Annotated in this window: 17 protein-coding genes; 3 read left to right on the top strand and 14 right to left on the bottom strand. The window is 73.5% G+C overall.

The window, feature by feature from the left end; all coding sequences use genetic code 11:
• The first annotated feature begins 8 nt into the window (after window positions 1-8).
• The 3 genes from N555_RS0107150 to N555_RS0107140 all read left to right on the top strand — a co-directional run bounded on the left by N555_RS0107150 (window position 9) and on the right by N555_RS0107140 (window position 3,055).
• A complete protein-coding gene (locus N555_RS0107150; RefSeq protein WP_029430809.1) occupies window positions 9-1,226 on the top strand; it encodes a hypothetical protein in 1,218 nt (405 codons plus the stop codon).
• A gap of 8 nt (window positions 1,227-1,234) precedes the next feature.
• Window positions 1,235-1,504, top strand: coding sequence for a hypothetical protein (locus N555_RS25710; RefSeq protein WP_034509291.1), 270 nt, complete (start codon window positions 1,235-1,237; stop codon window positions 1,502-1,504).
• A gap of 252 nt (window positions 1,505-1,756) precedes the next feature.
• Window positions 1,757-3,055, top strand: a complete 1,299-nt coding sequence (locus N555_RS0107140) for a PhoH family protein (protein WP_029430808.1) — start codon at window positions 1,757-1,759, stop codon at window positions 3,053-3,055.
• A gap of 91 nt (window positions 3,056-3,146) precedes the next feature.
• On the opposite strand, the gene N555_RS0107135 is transcribed toward N555_RS0107140, so the two are convergent.
• The 14 genes from N555_RS0107135 to N555_RS0107070 form a co-directional block, all read right to left on the bottom strand.
• Complete coding sequence (locus N555_RS0107135; protein ID WP_051683824.1) at window positions 3,147-4,061, bottom strand: hypothetical protein; 915 nt, start codon at window positions 4,059-4,061, stop codon at window positions 3,147-3,149.
• A 155-nt stretch (window positions 4,062-4,216) separates the two neighbouring features.
• Window positions 4,217-4,465: a hypothetical protein gene (locus N555_RS0107130; protein WP_029430806.1), complete on the bottom strand. Its 249-nt coding sequence runs from the start codon at window positions 4,463-4,465 to the stop codon at window positions 4,217-4,219.
• On the bottom strand, window positions 4,462-7,386 hold the full coding sequence (locus N555_RS26700) for a coiled-coil domain-containing protein (RefSeq protein WP_051683823.1): 2,925 nt from the start codon (window positions 7,384-7,386) through the stop codon (window positions 4,462-4,464). The genes N555_RS0107130 and N555_RS26700 overlap by 4 nt, the downstream gene beginning before the upstream one ends.
• The gene (gene flhA / locus N555_RS0107120) at window positions 7,367-9,409 is read right to left on the bottom strand and encodes a flagellar biosynthesis protein FlhA (protein WP_029430804.1); all 2,043 of its coding nucleotides are present in this window, start codon (window positions 9,407-9,409) and stop codon (window positions 7,367-7,369) included. The genes N555_RS26700 and flhA overlap by 20 nt, the downstream gene beginning before the upstream one ends.
• Window positions 9,410-9,549: 140 nt before the next feature.
• Window positions 9,550-10,698 carry an EscU/YscU/HrcU family type III secretion system export apparatus switch protein gene (locus tag N555_RS0107115; protein ID WP_029430803.1) on the bottom strand — a complete coding sequence of 383 codons (1,149 nt, stop codon included), beginning with the start codon at window positions 10,696-10,698 and terminating at the stop codon, window positions 9,550-9,552.
• Between the two features lie 49 nt (window positions 10,699-10,747).
• Window positions 10,748-11,512, bottom strand: a complete 765-nt coding sequence (fliR, locus tag N555_RS0107110) for a flagellar biosynthetic protein FliR (RefSeq protein ID WP_029430802.1) — start codon at window positions 11,510-11,512, stop codon at window positions 10,748-10,750.
• 5 nt (window positions 11,513-11,517) lie between these two features.
• A complete protein-coding gene (gene fliQ / locus N555_RS0107105) occupies window positions 11,518-11,793 on the bottom strand; it encodes a flagellar biosynthesis protein FliQ (RefSeq protein WP_029430801.1) in 276 nt (91 codons plus the stop codon).
• Entirely contained in the window at window positions 11,790-12,632 is an 843-nt protein-coding gene (gene fliP, locus N555_RS0107100; RefSeq protein ID WP_029430800.1) for a flagellar type III secretion system pore protein FliP, read from the bottom strand. Before fliP ends, fliQ begins: the two co-directional genes overlap by 4 nt.
• Window positions 12,632-13,042 (bottom strand): FliO/MopB family protein, encoded by a 411-nt coding sequence (locus N555_RS0107095; protein ID WP_231502674.1) that lies wholly within the window; start codon window positions 13,040-13,042, stop codon window positions 12,632-12,634. The genes fliP and N555_RS0107095 overlap by 1 nt, the downstream gene beginning before the upstream one ends.
• 5 nt (window positions 13,043-13,047) lie before the next feature.
• Complete coding sequence (fliN, locus tag N555_RS0107090) at window positions 13,048-13,803, bottom strand: flagellar motor switch protein FliN (RefSeq protein WP_029430798.1); 756 nt, start codon at window positions 13,801-13,803, stop codon at window positions 13,048-13,050.
• Entirely contained in the window at window positions 13,800-14,771 is a 972-nt protein-coding gene (locus N555_RS0107085) for a flagellar motor switch protein FliM (protein WP_029430797.1), read from the bottom strand. Before N555_RS0107085 ends, fliN begins: the two co-directional genes overlap by 4 nt.
• 118 nt (window positions 14,772-14,889) lie before the next feature.
• Complete coding sequence (gene fliL, locus N555_RS0107080; protein ID WP_029430796.1) at window positions 14,890-15,354, bottom strand: flagellar basal body-associated FliL family protein; 465 nt, start codon at window positions 15,352-15,354, stop codon at window positions 14,890-14,892.
• A complete protein-coding gene (locus N555_RS0107075; RefSeq protein WP_034509287.1) occupies window positions 15,351-16,274 on the bottom strand; it encodes a flagellar motor protein MotB in 924 nt (307 codons plus the stop codon). The genes fliL and N555_RS0107075 overlap by 4 nt, the downstream gene beginning before the upstream one ends.
• Window positions 16,271-17,041: a motility protein A gene (locus N555_RS0107070; protein WP_029430794.1), complete on the bottom strand. Its 771-nt coding sequence runs from the start codon at window positions 17,039-17,041 to the stop codon at window positions 16,271-16,273. Before N555_RS0107070 ends, N555_RS0107075 begins: the two co-directional genes overlap by 4 nt.
• Window positions 17,042-17,043 lie beyond the last annotated feature (2 nt).

Raw genomic sequence — 17,043 nt, 5'->3', positions numbered from 1 at the left:
TTCCGGTCATGAGTGCTGCGCAGGCCGACCTCGCCCTCGAGTACGTCCGGCTGGGGCTGCGGTTCGACCGGTTGGAGAGCGGGTTCGTCGACGCCTACACCGGGGACCCGCGGGTGCGGGCCGCGGTCGAGGACGAGCCGGCACCGACTCCCCGGGGCCTGCGCGACCAGGCGCGGGTGCTGCTCGGTGAGCTCGACGCCGCCGGTCTCCCGGCCGACCGGACGGAGTTCCTCCGCGGCCAGCTGACCGCGCTGGAGTGCAGCGCGCGGAAGATGAGCGGCGAGCCGGTGGCGTTCCGCGACGAGGTCCGCAGCTACTTCCAGGTGGACGTCGTCCTCGGCGACCCGGCCGAGTACGCGGCCGCGCACGCCGCGCTGGAGGAGCTGCTGCCCGGCGACGGCACCCTCGCCGAGCGCTACGCCCGCCACCGCCGCCGCGAGGAGTGCCCGCCGCAGCGGCTGGAGGTCGCCGTCCAGGCGCTGTCCAGCGCGCTGCGCGACCGGGTGCGCACCGGGTACGGGCTGCCGGAGGCCGAGACGGTGCGGTACGAGGTCGTCACCGACAAGCCGTGGTCGGGCTTCAACTACTACGAGGGCGCCTACCGCTCGCGGGTCGCCATCAACGCCGACCTGCCGCACCGGCTCAGCCAGCTGCCGCACCTCGTCGCGCACGAGTCCTACCCGGGCCACCACACCGAGCACTGCCGCAAGGAGCAGGGCCTCGTCGAGCGCGCCGGGCGGGTCGAGCACACGGTGTTCCTCGTCAACACCCCCGAGTGCCTGATGGCCGAGGGACTGGCCGACCTGGGGGTGCAGGCCTCGATCGGTGACGGGTGGGGCGCGTGGGCCGCCGACGTGCTCGGCGACCTCGGCCTGCGGTTCGACGGCGACCTGGCCGAGCGGGTGTCGGCGGCGGCCGCGCCGCTCAACCGCGTGCGTCAGGACGCCGCGCTGATGCTGCACGACCGCGGCGCCGACCCCGACGACGTCGTCGCCCACCTGCAGCGCTGGTCGCTGGTCAGCGACGAGCGGGCCCGCCAGCAGCTGCGCTTCCTCACCCACCCGCTGTGGCGTGCCTACATCACCACCTACGTCGAGGGGTACGAGCTGCTCTCCCGCTGGCTGGACGCCCGCCCCGCGGAGCAGTCCGGGTCCGACCGCTTCCTGCGCCTGCTGGACGAGCCGCTAACCCCGGCCGTCGTGTCCGGCGAGCTGCAGGCCGCCTGAGGCGCGCGGTGCGGCGGGACCCCCGCGAGGCCCGGCTGCTCGGGCTCTGGACGGCGGGCTGCCTCGCCGTCCTGCTGCTGGCCGGCATCCTGGCGTTCGGCGACCTGTCGCTGCAGTGGCCGGTGTTCGTCGTGCCGCTGGTCTGGGCGCTGGTGGCCGCACGGCCGCGCCGCGGGACCGGCCGCGACGCGCTCCCGGAGGCCGAGCCCTTCCCGGCCACCCGGGAGGCGCCGACCCTGCCGCGGGTGCCCCCGGAGCGGTTGCCCCGGGACTGGTGATCCCCTCCGGGACCGGCCGGACGGGTGGTGCGGCTGGTGCTCCGTTCGAGGGACACGTGGCCCGCCCGACATGTTCCTGTCACTTCCCGGGCCTAGCGTCCGGGATGGACGACGGGGATCCCTCCGGCGTCCACGGGAGGCCCGGTTGGTGCTGACGAGTTCGTCGACCAGGAGGGCCGGTACCCGGCTCTCCAGCCGGGGCCCGGCCGCCTTCGAGCCGGGGTGCGCTGTGCACCCCACGGGAGTCGATCCGTGACCACTCGCCGCCGCACGTTCGTCCTCGACACCTCCGTCCTGCTCTCCGACCCGGGCGCGATGCGCCGCTTCGGGGACTCCGACGTGGTCCTCCCGCTGGTCGTCATCGGTGAGCTCGAGGACAAGCGGCACCACCCCGAGCTCGGGTGGTTCGCCCGCCAGGCCCTGGGGATCCTCGACGATCTGCGCGTCTCCCACGGGCGGCTCGACGCCCCGGTCCCGATCGGTGACGACGGCGGCACGCTGCACGTCGAGCTGAACCACAGCGACCCGTCGGTGCTCCCGGCCGGCTTCCGCAACGACAGCAACGACAGCCGGATCATGGTGGTGGCGCTGAACCTGCGCGCCGAGGGCCGGGACGTCTGCCTCATCACCAAGGACGTGCCGCTGCGGGTCAAGGCCGCCGCCGTGGGCCTGGACACCGACGAGTACCGGGTGATGGAGGCCGTCGACGCCGGGTGGACCGGGATGGCCGAGCTCTCTCTGGAGGACGCCGAGCTCGACAGCCTCTACGACTCCGGCGAGGCCTTCGTGCCGGCCGCCGCGGAGATGCCGGCGCACACCGGGCTGGTGCTGCTCTCCTCCCGCGGGTCGGCGCTGGGCCGGGTCACGCCCGACAAGCAGGTGCGGCTGGTGCGCGGCGACCGGGAGGCGTTCGGCCTGCACGGGCGGTCCGCCGAGCAGCGGGTGGCGCTGGACCTGCTGCTGGACCCGGAGATCGGCATCGTGTCGCTCGGCGGCCGCGCCGGCACCGGCAAGTCGGCGCTGGCCCTGTGTGCCGGGCTGGAGTCGGTGATGGAGCGTCGGGCGCACAAGAAGGTCGTGATCTTCCGGCCCCTCTACGCCGTCGGCGGCCAGGAGCTCGGGTACCTGCCGGGCAGCGAGGGCGACAAGATGTCGCCGTGGGCGCAGGCGGTCTACGACACGCTCGGCGCGCTGGTCTCCCCGGCGGTGACCGACGAGATCGCCTCCCGCGGCCTGATCGAGGTGCTGCCGCTGACCCACATCCGCGGCCGCTCGCTGCACGACTCCTTCGTGATCGTCGACGAGGCGCAGTCCCTGGAGCGCGGCGTCCTGCTGACGGTGCTGTCGCGGCTGGGCTCCGGCTCGCGGGTGGTGCTCACCCACGACGTCGCGCAGCGGGACAACCTGCGGGTCGGCCGGCACGACGGCATCGCGGCGGTCATCGAGGCGCTGAAGGGCCACCCCCTGTTCGCGCACGTGACGCTGACCCGCTCGGAGCGCTCGCCGATCGCCGCGCTGGTCACCGAGATGCTGGAGGACCTCCCCCTCTGACCCGCCCGCCGGGCGGCGTTTGCGGTTGTCCTCGCGCTCTTGCGGTGTTGCACCGCCGCAAGCGCGCGAGGAACACCGCAGAGGCGCCCGGTCAGGGGCGCCGACGGCCACGCGCGAAGGCCCGCCGCAGCCGGTCGCCGACAGCTCGCGGCGCACCGAGGTCGGACCAGATCCACCGCGCGACCTCCCGCCCGGCGTCGCGGATGGCGTCCTCGCGCTGCTTCTCGTCGAAGACGGCGTCCCCGGGGTCCTGTCCCGGCCGGAGCAGCCGCCCGTACTTGACCCGCCCGTCGAACTCGGCGACGGTCCGCTCCTCCTCCCAGCTGAAGTCGCACCGCCCGAGGAACTCGCCACGTGCGCCGTACACCGGCGTCTGCAGGTCGGGCGCAGGGAGGCCGAGCCGGTGGATGAGCACCCGGCTGCGGCTCTCTCCGACGCTCTCGCTGCGTCCGTCCGCGAAGCTCACCACACGCGCGGCCCGCCGTGCTCGGTGCACCGGACCCATCTCCGCGAGGGCGCGTTGCAGCAGCTCGCTGGTCGTCTGCTTCCGGGACAGGGCGGCGTCGGCGACGACGACGGCGGACTCGAACGGCGTCGTCCGCGCGAGGTCGAGCACGGTGCGGGTGACGTCGGTGACCGGGACGTCGTCGACCTGCGCCACGGACTCGTCCGGCAACCGGGCGACGTGCAGGTGGACGCGCGCGCTCCCGCTGCCCGCGGCCGGCGGACGGCGCGTCACGTGCACCCGGGCGGCGGGGATACGCCAGAGCGGCAGGTCGTGGAGCAGTGCCGCCGAGGCGTGGCTGACCACTCCCGGTACCCGCAGTCCGGCGACGGTCGCCAGCAGGCGGAGTCGCTCGTCGGGGGCGACGTCCGGACCGAGGTAGGCGCCCCGCTGGAGCCGGACGAGTTCTCGTCGCCGCACCAGGCGGGCGAGTTCGTCGTCGGAGAGTCCTCGGGCGAGGGCGATGGGACGCAGCAGCAGCGGGTGGTCGTCGGGAGTCACCCGGCGAGCGTCGTGAGCGATCCGGCCGATCGGGCGCCCGGGAGCGGATCTGTGGACAGCGCCCGGATACGTCTGCGGTGTTCCTCGCGCCTTTCCGGCACTGCAACGCCGCAGAGGCACGAGGAACACCGCAGAAGCGCGGGAGGGGGGCGGTGTCAGGGGGCCGGCGTGGACTCCGGCTCGGGCTCCGTCGCCGGCTGGGCGTGCCGCGACGGCTTCTCCGCGGGGGTCCGCGGACGGGCGACGGCGGAGAGCAGCGCGACCACTGCCCAGGCCGCGACCAGGCACCAGGGGAGCCGGGTCACCATGTCGTCGAGCGTCAGGTCTCCCCGGTACCCCATGGCGAGCACCGGCAGGGCCAGCACCAACGCGAGCCCGAGGACCTCCCAGCGCAGCGGGTTCATGCCTCGACGGCCTCCAGCCGCTCACAGAGGAGAGAGGCCCAGCGGTGGGCGGTGGCCCGGGCGCCGTCCAGCAGCGCCACCGGGACGGCGGCGCGGGACAGCACGGCGGCGGGATCGGCGGTGAGGTCGGTGTCCTGGACCATGAGGGCGTCCACCCGCGGGAGGGCCTCCAGCCACGGACCGACGTCCTCGGCCTTGCGGGTGGCCTCGACGACCGCCCAGACCGCGGACGGCGCCCAGATGGCCAGCATCTGCTCGAGCCAGGTGCGCCCGCCGGACCGCAGCGGCGCGTCGACGGCGACGACGGTCAGGCCGCCGGCGTGCGCGGTGTCCTGCTTGCGCTCCATGGCCATGTCGACCGAGGAGATCCGGCTGGCCTGGGGGACCAGGCCGGCCAGGTCGCCGCGGCTGGCCCACTGCAGCCGGTCCGGGTCCAGCCGCAGGGAGGCGGCGAGGGAGCGGGCGGCCGCGAGGGTCTCGGCGCCCGGACCCACCACGAGGAGGACCTCGCCCGGGCCGTTGGGGACCGGCGGCGCCGCCGGCAGCATCGCCAGGACGCGGGTGAGCGCGGCGTAGGTGCCGTTCGCCGCGATGTCGGCCGCGAAGCCGCCGCCGAGCAGCGCCTCGGGCAGGCCGAGCGCGCGCAGCCGGGTGACGACCCCCACCGCCTCGATCATCCGCGGGTCGACCATCGCGCCGGTCGGCACGAGGGCACCGGAGCGCTCGCGGATCGAGGAGACGACGACGGCGCCGCCACCGCCCTGCACGGCGCCGACGCGGGACGTCGGCAGCGAGGTGACCGTGGCCAGGCCCTGCGGAGCGCGGGCAGAGGCGACGCGGGCCACGGCCTGCCCGGGCACGGGGGGACGACGGCGTGCCGGCGGCACCGGCGGGCGGCCACCCAGCAGCGGCGGGATCGCCAGCTGCGCGCCCGGGGTCCGCGGCGGCAGCAGCGAGAGCGGCGGCAGGATCGCCGTGGCGTCCAGGGCCAGGGGAGCCGGGTCGCTCGCCGTCGGGGCGAGGACGTCGGCCACGACCTCCCACTCGTCGGACTCCGCGGCACCCTCGACCCAGCCCTGGCGCTGCGCGGGAGCGGCCACCGGACGCTGGGAGGCGTTGGCGAGCACGCCCCGCAGGATGTCGGTGAGGACGTCGTCGGAGGTGTCGTGCGCCAGGGCGGCGCGCAGGACCTCGGCCATCGCCTCCTCGCGGACGGTGGCCGGACCGGCGGCGAGCTCGGGCTCCGACAGCCACTCCGGCACGACCGGGGACTCCGTCGCGCTGGCGAACTCGGTGGTCACCGGCTCGACCCGGCCGGCCTCGCGCTCGGCGGCGATCTCCGCGGCTGCCACCGCGGCGGCCTGCTCGGCGCGCAGCCGGGCGGCTCCGCGCTCGGCGGCCAGGAGCGCCGTCCGCCGCTCGGCGACGAGACGGCCGGCCTCCTCCTCCGCGGCGATGCGGGCGGCCTCGGCGGCCGCGGCCTGCTCGGCGGCGAGACGGGCGGCCTCGGCCGCGGCGGCCTGCTCCGCGGCGAGACGGGCGGCCTCCTGCTCGGCGGCCAGACGCGCGGCCTCCCGCTCGGCGAGGACGCGGGCGGCCTCGGCGGCCGCGGCCTGTTCGGCGGCGATGCGGGCGGCCTCCTGCTCGGCGGCGATGCGGGCGGCCTCCTGCTCGGCGGCGATGCGGGCGGCCTCCTGCTCGGCGGCCAGGCGAACGGCCTCCTGCTCCGCCGCGATCCGGGCGGCCTCCTGCTCGGCGGCCAGGCGAACCGCCTCCTGCTCCGCGGCGACGCGGGCGGCCTCCTGCTCGGCCGCCAGGCGGGCGGCCTCCTCCTCGGCAGCGATGCGGGCGGCCTCCTGCTCGGCGGCGACGCGCGCCTCCTCCGCCTGCTCGGCGGCGAGACGGGCGGCCTCCTGCTCGGCGGCGATGCGGGCGGCCTCGGCCGCCGCGGCCTTCTCGGCCTCTGCCCGCTGCTTGGCCAGGCGGGCGGCCTCGCGCTGGGCGGTGATCCGTGCGGCCTCCTGCTCGGTGGCGAGACGGGCGGCCTCGGCGCGCTGGGCGGCGGCCTGCTCGGCGGCGGCCCGGTCGGCCGCAGCCTGCTGCACGGCGGCCAGCGCGGCGGCCAGCCCGGCGCCGGCGGCGGGCGCGGCGGAGGCGGAGGTGCGACGGCCGGGGCGAGCCGAGCCGGCCGGGGTGCCGGCGGCAGGCGACGTGGCGCGGGTCTGCGGTGCCGCGGTGGCCACCGCCTCCTCGACGGCGGCGCGCACCTCGGAGTCGTCGCTCACGACCTGGGCCAGGGCCGAGGTGAACAGCGACGGAGCGGCGGGCTCGTCGAGGTCCAGCGGCGGGGTGGCCGGCGGACGGGCGGCGGCACCGGTCCGGGCGCGCTGCGGTGCTGCAGCGCGGGCGGCGGGCGCGGCGGCGGCAGTGCGGGCGGCCGGCGCCGAGGCAGCGGGAGCCGTGGACCGCGAGGCGGCGGGACGGCTCGCGGCCGCGGCCCGGGTGAAGCTGCTGCGCGAGTACACGTCCAGCTCCGGCGCGTCGCCGCCCCCGTGGCCGAGGAGGCCGGCGAGCTCGTCGACCGGGTCGGGCCGGGACGCGCGTGCTCCATCTCGGCCCGCCCGACCCCGTGCCGGCTCGGAGCGCGGCGGGGTGTAGCCGTCGTCGTCCCAGTCGTCGACGAACCGGTCGTCCCGGCTCAGCGCGGCCTCGATCCGGCGGCGGGAGTCCGACAGCGGCGCGGGACGGCGGGCCGGCACCTCCTCGACCTCGGCGATGTAGCGCTCGCTGGCGAAGAAGCCCATGACCCCGCCACTGCGGGTCTTGCGGACGGCGACGACCTTGGCGGTCGAGCCGTACTTCTCCCGCGCGGCGGCGATGGCGCCCTCACGCGTGGTTGCCTCAACGGATGGCAACGGCACCGTTCACCACTCCCAGTGACTCGATCGTGGCCGTCCGGGAGACCTCCGAGTAGGAGATCACCGGCAGCCGGGGCAGGACCTGGCGCATCAGGCGGGACAGAGCCGCCCTGACCTGGGGGGAGCACACGAGCACCGGGGCGAAGCCGTGGCGTTCGGCCTCCTCCAGGTGTCCGGAGCACCCGGTGACGAGCGCGTCGACGTTGCCGGCGTCCAGCGCCAGCACCTGACCGGCGTCGCTCTGGCGGACCGACTCGAGCAGGCGCTGCTCGAAGCCCGGGTCCAGCGTGAGGACGTGCAGTCGCTCGTCGGGGGTGACGTAGGGGTGGCTGATCGCGGCGCCGAGCGAGCCGCGGACGGCCTCGACCAGCCCGTCGAGGTCGCTGGAGGTCTTCGCCCGCACCGACAGCGCCTCGAAGATGCGCACCAGGTCGCGGATGGAGACGTTCTCCGCGAGCAGGGCGTGCAGCACCCGCTGGACCTCGCCCAGGGTGAGCAGCGCGGGGGTGAGCTCGTCGACGACGATCGGGTGGGTCCGCTTGACCATCTCCACCAGCAGCTTGACGTCCTCGCGGCCGAGCAGCTCGGAGGCGTTCTGCCGGACGACCTCGGCCAGGTGCGTCGTGATGACCGAGGAGCGGTCGACCACCGTGGCGCCGGCCATCTCGGCCTGCCGCTGCAGCTCCGCGGGCACCCACTTGGCCGCCAACCCGAACACCGGCTCGCGGGTGGCCCGGCCGGGCAGCCCCTCCAGGCCGTCGCCGATGGCCAGGACCATGCCGGCGGGGGAGGAGCCCTTCGCGGCCGGGACGCCGTTGAGCCAGATGACGTACTGGGAGGCCGGCAGGTCCAGGTTGTCGCGGGTGCGCACCAGGGGGATGACCAGGCCGGTGTCCATGGCGACCTTGCGGCGCAGCGCCTTCACGCGGTCGAGCAGGTCACCGCCGCGGGCGGCGTCGACGAGGTCGACCAGGTCGAAGGCGACCTCGAGCTCCAGCGGGTCGACCCGCATCTTCTCGGCGATGGCCTCGGGGGAGTCGGGGCGCGGCTCGTCGTCGCCGGCGGTCGCGGTCTCGGCCTCGTCGTCCTCGGGCACCTCGTCGGTCATCCGGGAGGCCATGAAGAGGAAGAGGCCACCGATGATCAGGAACGGGAGCTTGGGCAGGCCGGGGATCAGGCAGAGCGCGATCGCCGCGCCACCCGCGATCCGCACCGGTTGCTTGAAGCGGCCGAGCTGGGCGATCAGGTCGCTGCCCATGTCGCCCTCGGTGGCCGAGCGGGTGACGATGATGCCGGTCGCGGTGGAGAGCAGCAGGGCCGGGATCTGGGAGACCAGGCCGTCGCCGACGGTCAGCAGCGAGTAGGTGCTGACCGCCTCGGCGGGCGCGAGGCCCTTCTGCATGATGCCGATGGCGAAGCCACCGATGAGGTTGATCAGGATGACGATGATGCCGGCGATGGCGTCGCCCTTGACGAACTTCGAGGCACCGTCCATCGACCCGTAGAAGTCGGCCTCGGCGGTGACCTCGCTGCGGCGCTTGCGCGCCTGCTCCTCGTTGATCAGGCCGGCGTTGAGGTCGGCGTCGATCGCCATCTGCTTGCCGGGCATGGCGTCGAGGGTGAATCGGGCGCCGACCTCGGCCACGCGCCCGGCACCGTTCGTGATGACGACGAACTGGATGATCGTCAGGATCACGAAGATCACCAGGCCGACGATCAGCGAGCCGCCGATCACGAAGTGCCCGAAGGCCTCGATGACCTTCCCGGCGAACCCGTCGCTGAGCACGAGCCGGGTGGACGAGACGTTCAGCGCCAGCCGGAACAGCGTCGCGATGAGGATCAGCGAGGGGAAGACGGCGAAGTCGAGCGGCTTCTTGATCTGCATCGAGACCAGCAGGATCAGCAGCGAGCAGGTGATGTTGAAGCCGAGGAGCACGTCCAGGAAGGCCGCGGGGAGCGGCACCACCAGCATCAGGACGATGGCCACGACGCCGATGGGGACGGCGGCCTTGCTGATGCCCTTCACGGCAGAGACATCGGCAGTTCCAGTCGAGCGGGCACCCGATCCGGACCCACCCGTCCCAGCCGCCCCCCTGTCCCCGGGCATGCGTCGTCGGCACAGCCGTCACGGGTGCGGGACGGCTGCGCGGGGTCGCGCGGACGGGGTCAGGACGCCGCGGGCAGCCTCCTGCGACCGGCCTTCGGGAGGTCCTCGACGTCGGGGGCCTGGAAGCCGGGGGCGTGCATCCCGCCGCGGATGCCCCGGGCACCGAGCTGCATGACGAACGCCAGCACGCGGGCCACCGCGGTGAACAGCTGCGGCGGCACCTCCTGGCCGACCTCGCACGAGGCGTGCAGCGCCCGCGCCAGCGGGATGTCCTGGACCATCGGCACGCGCGCCTCGGCGGCCTTCTCGCGCAGCTTGGCCGCGATGAGGTCGGCACCCTTGGCCACCACCCGGGGGGCGCCCTTCGCCGCGTCGTACTTCAGGGCGACGGCGACGTGGGTCGGGTTGACCAGCAGGACGTCGGCGTCGGCGACGTCGGCCATCATGCGGTTGCGCGACATCGCGAGGGCCGTGGCCCGGCGCTGACCCTTGACGTGCGGGTCACCCTCGGAGGACTTGTGCTCCTGCTCGATCTCGTAGCGGCTCATCTTGAGCTGCTTCATCATCTTCACGCGGACGATCACGTAGTCGGCGATCGCGATCACGAGGCCGGTGACGGCGACGACCCGCAGCATCTGCACGGCCGAGTCGGCGAACGTCGAGACGATGGCGGAGATCGGCAGGGCGCCGGCGGAGGAGACCAGCGCCTGCGCCCGTGTGCTGGTGATGATCACGACCACGCCGAGCGCGGCCGTCTTGATGACCGCCTTCGCCGCCTCCCAGATGCCCTGGGTGCCGAACATCCGCTTGATCCCGGGGAAGGGGTTGAGCTTCTTCAGCGTCGGCTTGATGCCCTTCGCCGAGACGGTGACGCCGCCCTGGGCGGCCGAGGCCACGAGGCCCACGACCATCAGTCCCACCGCGGTCGGCATGAGCGTGGTCAGGAACGCCGTCAGCGCCTGGCCGAGCATCGCCGTGACCCGCTCGGGCACCGGGTCGTCGGCCACCGCGCCGACCTGGACGAACAGCTCGCCGACCGCCTCGTAGGCGTTTCCGGCGAGCATCGGCATGAGCACGCTCGCGGCCGCGATCCCCGCCCACGTCCCCAGTTCCTGGGTCCGTGGGATCTGCCCGTCCTTGCGGGCGTCCTTGAGTTTCTTGGGTGTCGGCTTCTCGGTCTTCTCCCCACCGGGACCGTCCTTGGCCACTAGCTCACCCCCTCACACCGGGAGGTGCGGCCCCACGTGCGCGCGTCCATCAGCCGCTCTTCATGGAGACGATGGCGCGGGTGGCCTGCTCGACGAGCGCGTCGAGGGCCGGGGGCAGCAGCGGGAAGGTCAACCCCAGCAGGGCGAGGGTGAGCATGATCTTCACCGGGAAGCCGATCGCGAAGATGTTCAGCGCGGGTGCCGCGCGGGAGAGCAGCGCGAGGGCGACGTCGGCCAGCAGCAGGACGGCGACCATGGGGCCGGCGATCTGCAGGGCGGCCAGGAACATCATCGAGAAGGCGGTGATCAGCACCTCCCCGAGGTGGTCGGTGGGCACACCACCGCCGACCGGCATCCCCTCGTAGGAGGTCGCGAAGCCGCGGACGATCATCAGGTGCCCGCCGCTGGTGAACAGCAACGTCGTCGCCAGCAGGTAGTGCAGCCGGCCGATCGCGCCGCTGGTGTTCTGCGACAGCGGGTCGTACGCCGGCTGCAGGGAGAAGCCGCCGGTGACGTCGATGAGGTCGCCGGCCATCTGCACGGCGGCGAAGAACACCTGGACGACGAAGCCGAGGCCCGCGCCGATGACCACCTCGGTGACGGCGGCGACGATGACGAAGCCGGCGGTCGGCTCGGGGAGGTCCGGGGCGATCCGGGTGAACAGCGCGACCGACAGGGCCAGCGCCAGCGCTCCCTTGACCGGGGCGGGGATGCTCCGGGTGTTGAACGGCGGGGCGAGCAGGACGAAGCCCGTCGCCCGCGCCGTGGCCAGCAGCAGCGCCACGAGGGTGACTGCCGGGACCTCGAGGTCCATGCCGGTCAGGTCCGCCCGAGCAACCGCGGGAGCGTGTCGAACAGGCTCTGCGTGAAGCTGACCAGTTCCGACAGCACCCAGTTGCCCGTGATCAGCAGGGCGATCGCGACGGCGATCATCTTCGGGACGAAGGAGAGCGTCGCCTCCTGGATCTGCGTGGCCGCCTGGAACAGCGAGATCAGGAAGCCGACCAGCAGCGCGGTCAGCAGGATCGGGGCGGCCACCTTCGCGGCCACCATCATCGTGCGGATGGCGATCTCGGTGACGTCGGCGTCGCTCACGTGTAACTCCCCACGAGGGATGTCGTGATCAACGCCCAGCCGTCGACGATCACGAAGAGCAGCAGCTTGAAGGGCAGCGACACGATCGACGGCGGCACCATCATCATGCCCATCGCCATGAGCGCGGAGCTGACCAGCATGTCCAGCACCAGGAACGGGATGAAGATGACCAGCCCGATGATGAAGGCGCTCTTCAGCTCGGAGAGCACGAACGCCGGGATGAGCGTCGTCATGCTGACGTCCTCGCGGGCCTCGGGCTTCTCCTCGCCGGAGAGCCCGACCATGAGCTCGAGCTCGTCGTCGCGGGTGTTGTGGAGCAGGAACTCCTTGAGCGGGACGACGCCGGTGTCGTAGGCCTGGGAGATCGACATCTCGCCGTCCAGGTAGGGCTGCACGGCGATCTCGTTGATGTTGGAGAACACCGGGCCCATCACGAAGAGCGTGAGGAACAGCGCGATGCCGGTGAGCACCGAGTTCGGCGGCGAGGACTGCAGACCCAGCGCGTTGCGGGTCAGCGACAGCACCACGGCGATCTTGGTGAACGAGGTGCACAGCAGCAGGACCGACGGCGCCACCGAGAGCACGGTGATCGCGAGGATCAGCGTCACCGAGCTGCTCGGGCTGCCGCCGCCCACGGAGATGTCCACCCCACCGTCGACGACGGGGGCGACCGGCGCGGTCGGCGCCGCCGGCGCGGTGGGCGTGGTCGGCGCCGCGGAAGCCGGACCGGCCAGGAGGACGGCCACCACCGCGCAGGCGAGCAGCACCAGGAGCAGGACGGCGGTCCGGCGCAGCGCCGGCGAGGTCGTCCGTGCCGGCGCGCAGGTGGCGGTGGTCATCAGCGTCGGACCGTCCGCTCGCGCATCTGCTGCACGATCCCGCCCCAGCTGCCGCGGTCGAGGACCGAGCCGGCCAGCAGCCCGGTGCCCCGCGCTGCCACGACCCGGCGCGGGCCGGCATCGGCCTCGCTGCCGGTCACGGCGGCCAGCTCACGGTCGGCCAGGGTGGCCTCGACCATCTCGGCGTCCATCTCCGCGAGGAGGGTGACGGTCTGCTCGGTGGCCCCCACGACCAGGACGCGGTCGGCGATGCGGATGACGTTGACCGTGCTCGCCCGGCTGACCCGCTGCGAGGAGACGATCTCGACCAGTCCGTTGGACTGGCCCAGGCCCTTCTTCTTGGCCAGGCGGGCGGCGAACCACAGGATCCCGCCGACGAAGGCCAGCGACAGGACGAGGCGGATCAGCATCCACGTCACGAGTGCATGCCCCCCAGCTCGGCTGCGTCGCTGACGATCTCGCTGATCCGCAGACCGAAGTCCTCGTCCACGACGACGACCTCGCCGCGAGCGATGAGGGTGCCGTTGACCAGCAGGTCGGCCGGCGCGCTCGCGGCGCGGTCCAGCTCGACGACCTCGCCCGGGTGCAGCGAGAGCAGCTCCCCGACGGTCATGCGGGTCCGGCCGATCTCGACGGTGACCTCCATGGCCACGTGCCGCAGGAGCTCCAGGCTGCCGCGCTGCGTGCGCTGCGGCTGGGGGAGCGTGACCTGCAGCGCCAGGGTGGCGGTGTGCTCGGTGCCCTCGTCGGTGGTGCCGTAGAGGGGGACCGCGACGAACATGCCCTTGTCGCGCAGCCCGTCCAGCGCGGTGACCGGGTCCTCGGTGCGCTCGGAGTCCACGCGCACCCGGCCCAGCGCCGAGGCGGCGGCCTCGAGGGCCGGCCGGAGCGCGGTCGGGACGTCCATCGGGCCGACCGGGGAGTTGTCCAGCGCCTCCACGATCTCCGCCGAGAGCACCAGGACGACGTCGCCGGTGACCTCGCCGGAGAGCCGGGCGCTGACCGCCGCGGCCGCCGTCGGGGGCAGCGCGACCAGGTCGGGGTCGGTGACCGCCTCGCCGGGCACCAGGTCCACGGGGGAGGGGACGAGCGAGGCGGCGGCGTGCGCGGCGGCGACGACGACGGCGGAGATCGTCTCGGATGCCTGGACGGTGTCGAGCGAGGCGGTCATGCGGTGTCCTTTGTGGTGTCCCGGGCGGCGTACGGGGTGGGCACGATGGAGGCGGCGAGCCGGCGCCGGTGGTTGCTGGCGATGGCGTAGGCGAACGTGACGTCGTTCGTGGTGACCTCGAGCGGGCTGTCGCGCGGGTGGCGCAGCAGCAGCACGTCACCGATGGCCAGCGAGAGCAGGTCGCTGGAGGAGACCTCGAGCGGGCTGAACCGGATGCTCACGTCGACCGGGACCATCTCCAGCCGGACCGACAGGAGCTCCGCGGCGCGCTGCCGCTTGCGCTGCGCGGCCTCGGACAGGTGCGGCGAGGTGGCGTTGTTCAGCGCGGTGGCGAACGAGGAGAACGGCAGGACGAGGGTCGCCTGTCCGTCGCGGTCGCCGACGGCGAGCTCGAAGTTGGCGACCATCACGGTGTCCGAGCCCGCGGCGGCCTGCGCGAGGGCGGGGTTGTACTCGAGCCCGTCGCGGACCGGCTGGATCTCGGTGATGTGCGCGAAGGCCGCGGCGAACTCCTCGAGCAGCCGGGTCAGCAGCTGGCCGGTGATGGTGGTCTCCATCGCCGTCATCGGCCGGTCCGGCTGGTCGGCCGCCCCGGACCCGCCGAGCATGTGGTCGACGGTGGCCATCGCCATGTCCAGCGGATAGGCCAGCAGCCCCTTGCCGGCCAGCGGCTCCAGGGTGAACGTCGTCAGGAAGTAGGGGTTGGGCAGCGTCGCGACGTAGTCGTCGTAAGACTGCTGCTCGATGCCGAGCAGCTCCATCCGGGCGCCGGTGCGCAGCAGCGTCGTCAGGACCGTCGTGGCCTGGCGGGCGAACGCCTCCTGGGCGATCTGCAGCACGCGGACGTGCTCGCGGGAGAGCTTGGTGGGGCGTCGGAAGTCGTAGGTGCGGGGAGCGCCGCGCCGGCGGCCACCCGCGGACGACGTCCCGGCGCCCCCGGGGACGGGTCCGTTCTCGGGGCGGGTCACCCCTCCCTCATCGGCGGGCCCCGGTCCGGAACTGACCGGCGGCGCGGGACGCCGCCGGTCAGCCGGGGAGGACGTGACGGACGGGAGCCGTGGTGTCCGTGGTGCGGTGCCGGGGGAGCTACTGGGTCACGTACTCCGTGAAGTAGATGTCCATGACCATCTCGGTCCCCGCCTCGTGGTCGGCGTAGGCCTCGACGATCTGATGGCGCAGCGACTCCTTGAGGGCGTCGCGGGCGCCGGTCACGTCGGCCGGCTGGGCCTGCGAGAACGTGGAGATGACCAGGTCGAGGGCCTTGGACCCGTCGACCGCGGCACCGCCGTGGCCACCGCTGGCGGCGTCCTCGGTCAGCTGGAGGGCGATGCCCACCTTGAGGTAGCCGCCGCCGGCCAGGTTCACCGCGATGGACTCCAGCGGGAGCACCTCGCCGGCGACCGGCTCGTGCTCGCCGCCGCCGGCGAAGAACATGAAGTAGGCGCCGGCGCCCAGGCCGACGAGGGCCACCAGCGCGATGATGAGCAGCTTCTTCTTGCCGCCCTTCGCCTCCTCGGGCGCCTCGGCGTCGTCGGTCTTCGTCTTGCTCACGGGTGGCCCCCTTCGGTGGCGGTGGTCGGTGCTGGGGTGGTGGGGCTCGCTGCGGTTCCGGCCTCGAGGCCGGGCAGCAGTTCGTTGGCCTCGGCGGAGGCGGTGGAGAGGACGACGATGTCGACCCGGCGGTTGAGCGTGATCGCGCCGGGGTCGGTCTGCGGCACCATCGGCCGGGTGGAGGAGTAGCCGGTGGCGGCCATGCGGACCTCCGGGACGCCGTCACCGGCGAGGTAGCGGACGACGGTCGAGGCGCGGCTGGCCGACAGCTCCCAGTTGGACGGCCACGGACCGCCGGGGGTCACCGGGAGGTGGTTGGCGTGCCCCTCGACGTCGAGCTGGTTGGGCAGTGCGGCCAGGGCCGGGGCGACCGCGTCGAGGATGGCCCGGCCCTGGGTGAGCAGGGTGGCGCTCTCGGCGTCGAACAGCACCGGGTCGGACACGATGTGCACCACGAGGCCGCGCTCGTCGATCTCGTAGCGGGCCGCGCCGGCGTAGCCGGCGGCGGTCAGCGCCGTGTCGATCTGCTCGCGGACCCCGTCGAGCGCGTCGTACTGGGCCTGGGCCTCGGCGGCCACCGCGGTCGCCTCGGCGGCGGCCGCGGTGTCCACGGAGTCCTCCGCGGACGGGGCCGGGGGGATCTGCACGTCGACCGCGGCGTCGAGGGCAGGGAGGATCGAGGCGTCCTCGCTGGTGCCGGGACCGGTGATGGCCTGGACCGGCGCACCGAAGGCCTCGGCCATGCCCCTGGCCAGGGCGGCGAACTTCTCCTCGTCGACCTTGCTCATCGCGAAGAGGACCACGAACAGCACGAACAGCAGCGTCATCATGTCGAAGGCCGAGACGAGCCACCGTTCGTGGTTCTCGTGCTCCTCGTGTTCGGGGTGCTTCTTGCGACGCCCCCCGTGGCTGCCGCTCACGCGGCTTCCTTGGCGGCCTCACTGGGCGGGATGAGCGAGGTGAGCTTGAGCCGGACGGCGCGCGGGCTCGTCCCGGCCTGGATCTCGGCGATGCCCTCGACCAGCATCTCCATCTGCGCGGCCTCCAGCTCGCTGACCCGGATGATCTTGGCGCCCATCGGCAGGAACCAGAAGTTGGCGGCCATGACGCCCCACAGCGTGGCGATGAACGCCGCGGACACCATCGGGCCCAGCGTCTCCGGGTTGTTCAGGTTCCCCATGACGTTCATCAGGCCGACGATGCAGCCCAGGATGCCGATGGTCGGCGCGTAGCCGCCCATGGCGTTCATGAACTTGGCCGCGACCTTGTCCTCGGCCTTCTTGGCCGCGATCTCGGCCTCCAGGACGTCGCGCAGCTGCTCGGGGTCGGTGCCGTCGATGCCCATCTGGAGGCCGCGCTTGAGGAAGGGGTTCTCGATCTGCTTGACCTGGGCCTCGAGCGCGAGCAGGCCCTCCTTGCGGGCCTTCTCGGCGAGGCTGACCAGGGTCTGGATCTGGTCGGTGGCCGGCGGCACCTTCGCCGGCATGACGGCCATCTTGAACCAGGTGGGCAGCTTCTTCAGGTCGTCCATCGTCTGGCTGGCCGCCGCCGCTCCGAAGGTCGCGACGATGACCAGGACGATCGCCGGGAGGAACATCAGTGCCGACGGCGAGACGCCCTCCATCGTCATGAAGACGAACAGGGCGACGACGGAGACACCGAACCCGATCAGGGTGGCGGGATCCACGG

It is taken from the genome of Blastococcus sp. URHD0036 (assembly GCF_000701365.1).
In the GTDB taxonomy this organism is placed as follows: Bacteria; Actinomycetota; Actinomycetes; order Mycobacteriales; family Geodermatophilaceae; genus Trujillonella.
This window is presented reverse-complemented; position numbering and strand designations above follow the sequence as displayed.